This window comes from Xanthomonas euvesicatoria pv. euvesicatoria (genome assembly GCF_020880415.1).
GTDB lineage: Bacteria > Pseudomonadota > Gammaproteobacteria > Xanthomonadales > Xanthomonadaceae > Xanthomonas > Xanthomonas euvesicatoria.
Window position 1 is genome coordinate 1 of record NZ_JAJIUJ010000063.1, and the last position, 6,244, is coordinate 6,244.

Consider the following 6,244-nt stretch of genomic DNA (forward strand, 5'->3'; position numbering starts at 1 on the left):
GCAAGGCCACCGCCATCGGCGCCAATAGCCATGCCAACGCCACCGGTGCCGTGGCCACCGGCGCCGACAGCAGCGCCAGTGGCGTCAATAGCAGCGCGATCGGTCGCCAGACCAATGCGATCGGCGAAAACGCCGTGGCCATCGGTTACAACAGTTTCGTGCGCCAGAGCGGCGAAAACGGCGTGGCGCTCGGCGCCAATGCCGGCGTGACCGGCGCAAATTCGGTGGCGCTGGGCGCAGGCTCGCGCACCCACGAAGACGACGTGGTGTCGGTGGGCAGCGGCAATGGCCGCGGTGGCCCGGCCACGCGCCGCATCACCAACGTCACTGCCGGCGTCAATGCCACCGATGCGGTCAACGTGGCGCAGTTGCGCGACGTGGCCGATGTGGCCGAAGACACCGCGTTGTTCTTCAAGGCATCCCCGGGCGAAGACAGCGTGGGCGCGTATGTCGAAGGCGACAGCGCCCTGGCTGCCGGCGACGGCGCCAATGCCGTCGGCACGGCGACCACGGCGCTGGGAACCGGTGCCAATGCGGTAGCCAACAACGCCACTGCAGTGGGCGCAAACGCGCTGGCCTCCGGGCAGAACAGCGCAGCATTCGGTCACAACGCACAGGCCAATGGTCCGGCGAGCGTGGCGGTGGGCGGCGCTGCCGTGGACGAAGACGGCGAGCCGTTGGTCACCAACGGCGGCGTGCCGGTCACCACCGGCGCCACCAGTGCCGGCGTCGGCGGAACCGCAGTCGGTGCCAGCGCCAATGCCGATGGTTTCGCCGCCTCGTCGTTCGGCGTCGGTGCCTATGCGGCCGGTACGCAGTCTTCCGCGTTCGGTGCGGTGGCCAATGCGGCGGGCGATTACGCCACCGCCGTGGGCACGCAGACCAGCGCCAGCGGCACCAGCAGCACCGCGGTCGGTGGTCCGGTCGATTACATCCCGGGTCTGGGCTTCTTCGTGCAGACCCAGGCCAGCGGCGAAGCCTCTACCGCGCTCGGCGCCGGTGCGATCGCATCAGGCACCTACACCACGGCAGTGGGCACGCTCAGCGAAGCCTCCGGCACCGAAGCCACCGCAGTGGGCTACTTCGCGTATGCACCGGGCGAAGGCGCAACTGCAGTGGGTCCGGAATCGTGGGCCAGCGGCGAACTGAGCACGGCGCTGGGCTATTACAGCACTGCCCGCGGCGCAAATTCGGTGGCGTTGGGCGCCAACTCGGTCGCCACGCGCGCCAATACCGTGTCGGTGGGTGCTGATGGCGCAGAGCGCCAGATCACCCATGTGGCGGCAGGTACCGAGGGCACCGATGCGGTGAATCTCGATCAGCTCACTGCGGTGTCCGATGTGGCGTCCACCACTGCGCGCTCCTTCGTCGCAACCGGCGATGGCGTTGCGATCGCACAAGGCACCGACAGCGTCGCTGCCGGTTCCAACGCATTGGCCGACAGCGACTACAGCACCGCGCTGGGTTCCAGCAGCGCGGCATCTGCGCAGGGTGCAACTGCCGTTGGCAGTGGCGCCAATGCCACCACCGACAACGCCACGGCAGTCGGCTTCAACAGCACTGCGGTGGCGCAGAACACCACGGCGCTTGGCGGCAACAGCAGCGCCTCGGGCGATGCCAGCACCGCAGTGGGCGGCGCGAGCCAGGCCACCGCCAGCGGCGCGACGGCGCTGGGTTACGAGAGCATCGCCAATGGCGCGGACGCCACGGCACTGGGTGTGGGTAGCGTGGCATTCGGCGACACCAGTACCGCCGTGGGTGGTGCAAGCGTGGCCTTCGGTGCCGACAGCGCTGCTTTCGGCGCCAATGCCGCGGCGGGCGGCACTGCATCCACGGCGATCGGCGCAAACAGCAGCGCCTTCGGCGAGCGCACCGTTGCGCTGGGCGGCGCCAGCAACGCATCGGGCGATGACAGCATTGCGCTCGGTGCGAGCAGTCAGGCCGCTGCGCTGGGCACCACGGCCGTCGGCAGCAATGCCAACGCCAGCATCGCCAATGCCACTGCAGTCGGTTTCAACAGCAGTGCCGGCGATGACTACGCCACCGCACTCGGCGGCGACAGCAACGCATCGGGATATTTCAGCACCGCCGTGGGCGGCACCAGCATCGCCAATGGGCGCGGTGCAACGGCGATCGGCTACGAAACCATCGGCAATGGAACTGCATCGACCGCGCTGGGTTTTGCCAGTGTGGCGTGGGGTGACGGTGGTACCGCCATCGGTACCGAAAGTCTCGCCTACGGTGACAACAGCACGGCAGTGGGCGCGAATGCGGCTGCGGCCGATACCGGCTCGATTGCGGTGGGCACCTACGCAAATGCATATGGTCCGCGTGCCATTTCGCTCGGCGGCCAATCCAGGGCGACCGGCGATGAGAGCATTGCGCTGGGTTGGGAAGCGCAGGCTGAAGGCGACCAGGGAATTGCGCTCGGCGCAGGCAGCCAGGCCGATGCGTACTCCACGGCCATTGGCGGCTATGCCAGCGCCAGTGCCTACTCTGCCACGGCAGTGGGGAACAACAGCCGTGCCGCTGATTTCTACGCCACCGCGCTGGGTGGCGACAGCATGGCGTCGGGATATTTCAGCACGGCCGTTGGCGGATCCAGCGTTGCCAGTGGCCGCGGAACGACGGCGATCGGTGTTGAAAGCGTGGCGCGCATGGATCGCGACACCGCGATCGGTACCGAAAGTGTGGCCGATGGTGGCGACAGCACGGCGGTGGGCGCAAATGCGCGGGCAATCTACGATTCGTCGGTGGCAATAGGCGCAAATGCGCGGGCAGACAACTATTATTCGGTCGCCCTGGGCACTTACGCCCTTGCGACGGGTACAAGCGCCACGTCGATTGGCGGCCAGTCCTATGCGCCTGGTGTCGAGAGCGTCGCGTTGGGCTGGCAATCCAACGCCTCGGGCACGCGGAGCATGGGCCTCGGCAGCGGTGCGGTGGCAGTTGCCGACGATAGCGTTGCGCTGGGTGCAGGTTCGCTCGCCGATCGTGCCAACACGGTGTCGGTGGGTGCAGCCGGAGCCGAGCGGCAGATTGCCAATGTTGCGGCCGGCACCGAGGGCACCGATGCGGTGAACCTGGACCAGCTCAACGCCGTGGCTGGCGCCGCTGAAAATACCGCGCGCCTGTACGCCGGCACCGGCACCGGCACCGCCGATGCGCAGGGCGAAGACGCGACCGCCGCCGGCTCCAATGCCACGGCCGACGGCGATTACAGCAGTGCGTTCGGGTCCAGCAGCCAGGCCACGGCCATCGGTGCGATGGCCATCGGCAGCGGCGCCAGCGCCACTGCGCAATACGCCAATGCGGCCGGTTACAACGCGGCGGCCAGCGGCTTTGGCAGCGTGTCCAATGGCGCCTTCAGCCAGGCCAGCGGCGACTATGCCGTGGCCGTGGGTGGCGAAAGCGAAGCGGCCGGTGCGCAGAGCACCGCACTCGGCGCCGCCGCCGGTGCGTATGGCGATGGGGCGCTGGCAGTTGGCGCACTGAGCGAAGCGCAGGGCAGCGAATCCACCGCGATGGGCTATTTCGCCAGCGCCAGCGGCGAATCGGCCACCGCCGTCGGCGCGGAGAGCGTTGCCAACGGCACCAGCGCCGCGGCGTTCGGCTTCGGTGCCGAGGCGACGTCCAACTACTCCACCGCCTTGGGCGGGTATTCCAGCGCCAGCGGTTTCAACAGCACCGCGCTGGGTAATTTCAGCACTGCCAGCGGCTCCAATACCGTCGCCGTGGGCGGCGATGCGGCCGCTACGGGTGCCTACAGTGTTGCCGCCGGCCAGGGCAGTGTGGCCAGCGGCTACCACAGCGTGTCGGTCGGCGGCGCCTTGCTCGGTCTGTTGCCGACCGAAGCCTCCGGCGATTACTCCACTGCCGTCGGTGGCGCGGCGTGGGCGCCGGGTCTCAACAGCACTGCGCTGGGTAATTTTGCCGAGTCCACCGGCGAAAGCAGCGTGGCGCTCGGTGCCGATTCGGTGGCCGATCGCGACTTCGCGGTGTCGGTGGGCAGTGCCGGCAACGAGCGTCAGATCACCAACGTGGCGGCCGGCACGCAGGGCACCGACGCGGTGAATCTGGACCAGCTCAACGCCGTTGCCGAAGCCGGCGCAGCCACGAGCAAATACTTCCAGGCCAGCGGCAGCGCCGATAGCGATGCAGGTGCCTACGTCGAGGGCGATAACGCGCTGGCGGCAGGCGAGGGTGCCAATGCCACCGGTACCGGCACCACCGCATTGGGTGCGGGCGCGCAGGCCGTGGTGGACAACGCCACGGCCGTGGGCGTGGGCGCATTGGCTGGCGGCACCGGCGCGGCAGCGCTGGGCAGCAATGCCCAGGCGCTGGGCGAAAACAGCAGCGCGGTCGGCAGCAACGCGTTGGCCAGCGATATCGGCGCCACGGCAAATGGTGCAGGCGCGCAGGCGATTTCGACCTACACCACAGCGCTGGGCAGCGAAGCGGTGGCGTCCGACAATCAGGACATCGCTGCGGGTTTCCGCAGTACCGCATCCAATGTCGGTAGCGCCGCCTTCGGTGGTTACAGCGAATCGACCGGCCGCCTGTCGTCGGCACTGGGCTATGGCGCGGTCGCGTCGAGCGATTACAGCACCGCCGTCGGCGCCGTTGCGTTGGCCTCCGGTGCCAGCGCCGTCGCCGTCGGCGAATTCAGCGAAGCCACTGGCGACGAGAGCGTGGCCGTGGGCGGCAGCACGTTCTTCGGGTTCATCCCGGCACGTGCCTCCGGCACGGGCGCAGCGGCATTCGGTGCCGGTGCCTGGGCCACCGCGGACTACACCACCGCCATCGGCTGGAATTCCTATGCCGACGGCGTCAATGCCAGCGCCTTGGGCCAGAGCGCAGCGGCGCTTGCAGACAACACCCTGGCATTGGGCGGCGGCAGCCGCGCCGATGCGGTCGGCGCCAGTGCGGTTGGCGTGGATGCGTCGGCGACCGGCATCAACAGCACCGGCGTCGGTCGTCAGGTGAATGCCATCGGCGAAAATGCAGTCTCGGTGGGCTACAACTCGTTCGTGCGCCAGAGCGCGGTCAACGGCGTGGCACTGGGTGCCAATGCGGGTGCGACCGGTGCCGATTCGGTGGCACTGGGGTCTGGCTCGCGCACCTACGAAGCCGACACGGTGTCGATCGGTAGCGGCAATGGCCGCGGTGGTCCGGCCACGCGCCGCATCGTCAACGTCAGCGCCGGCCAGGCGGCCACCGACGCGGTCAACAAGGGGCAACTGGATGCACTGGCGGCCGATGTGCAGACCACCAGCGGCATGCTCAAGACCACCGGCGACGGCGTGGCCTCGGCCACTGGCGATCGCGCCACGGCGGCAGGTGCCGGCGCCACCGCCAGTGGCGCACGCAGCGTGGCGGTTGCCTCCGGCAGCCGTGCCTCGGCCACCGGTGCCAGCGCAATGGGTGTGGATAGCAGCGCCAGCGGCGTGAACAGCACCGCGATGGGCCGGCAGACCAATTCCATCGGCGAAAACGGCGTTGCGCTGGGCTACAACTCCTTCGTCCGCGAAAGCGGCAGCAATGCCGTGGCACTGGGTGCCAACGCTGGCGCCAGCGGTGCCGATTCGGTGGCATTGGGCTCGGGCTCGCGCACCTACGATGCCAATACGGTGTCGGTGGGCAGCGGCAATGGCCGCGGCGGCCCGGCCACGCGCCGTATCGTCAATGTGGGTGCGGGCACGATTGCCAGTGCCAGCACCGATGCAATCAATGGCGGCCAGTTGTTCCAGTCGTTGAGCAATGCGGCCAGCTTCCTCGGCGGCGGTGCGGCGATCGGTGCGCAAGGCGTATTTGTTGCGCCGACCTACGTGATTCAGGGGGCCAGCTACAACAATGTCGGTGCGGCACTGACGGCGTTGGACAGCAAGGTCAGCGAGCTGGATGCACGCAGTGGCAGCACGCCGACCAGCACCGCCGCACGCACCGCATCGCTGCGCACCGCAACGGTGCCGGCAGTGGCGGCGACTGCGGTCAGCGATATGTCCAGCAATGTCGCCAGCACTGCGGGCAATGCAACAGCCGCGGTGCAGGGCACGCCCACCGCTGCCGTGGACGGCAGCATCACGCCGGCGGCCACGTCCACGGCAGTCGGTACGGCAGCAGTGGCCAACCACGTCACCGGTACTGCAATTGGCGGCAGCGCGTATGCGCATGGTCCCAACGACACCGCCATCGGCAGCAATGCCCGCGTCAATGCCGACGGCAGTACGGCGGTGGGTGCCAA

At 68.6% G+C, this 6,244-nt stretch carries 1 protein-coding gene; it reads left to right on the forward strand.

Annotated elements, in window-relative coordinates; translation table 11 throughout:
* Positions 1-6,244 (forward strand): hypothetical protein (locus LN450_RS10560; RefSeq protein WP_228892772.1); only part of this gene is annotated, 6,244 nt, incomplete at both ends.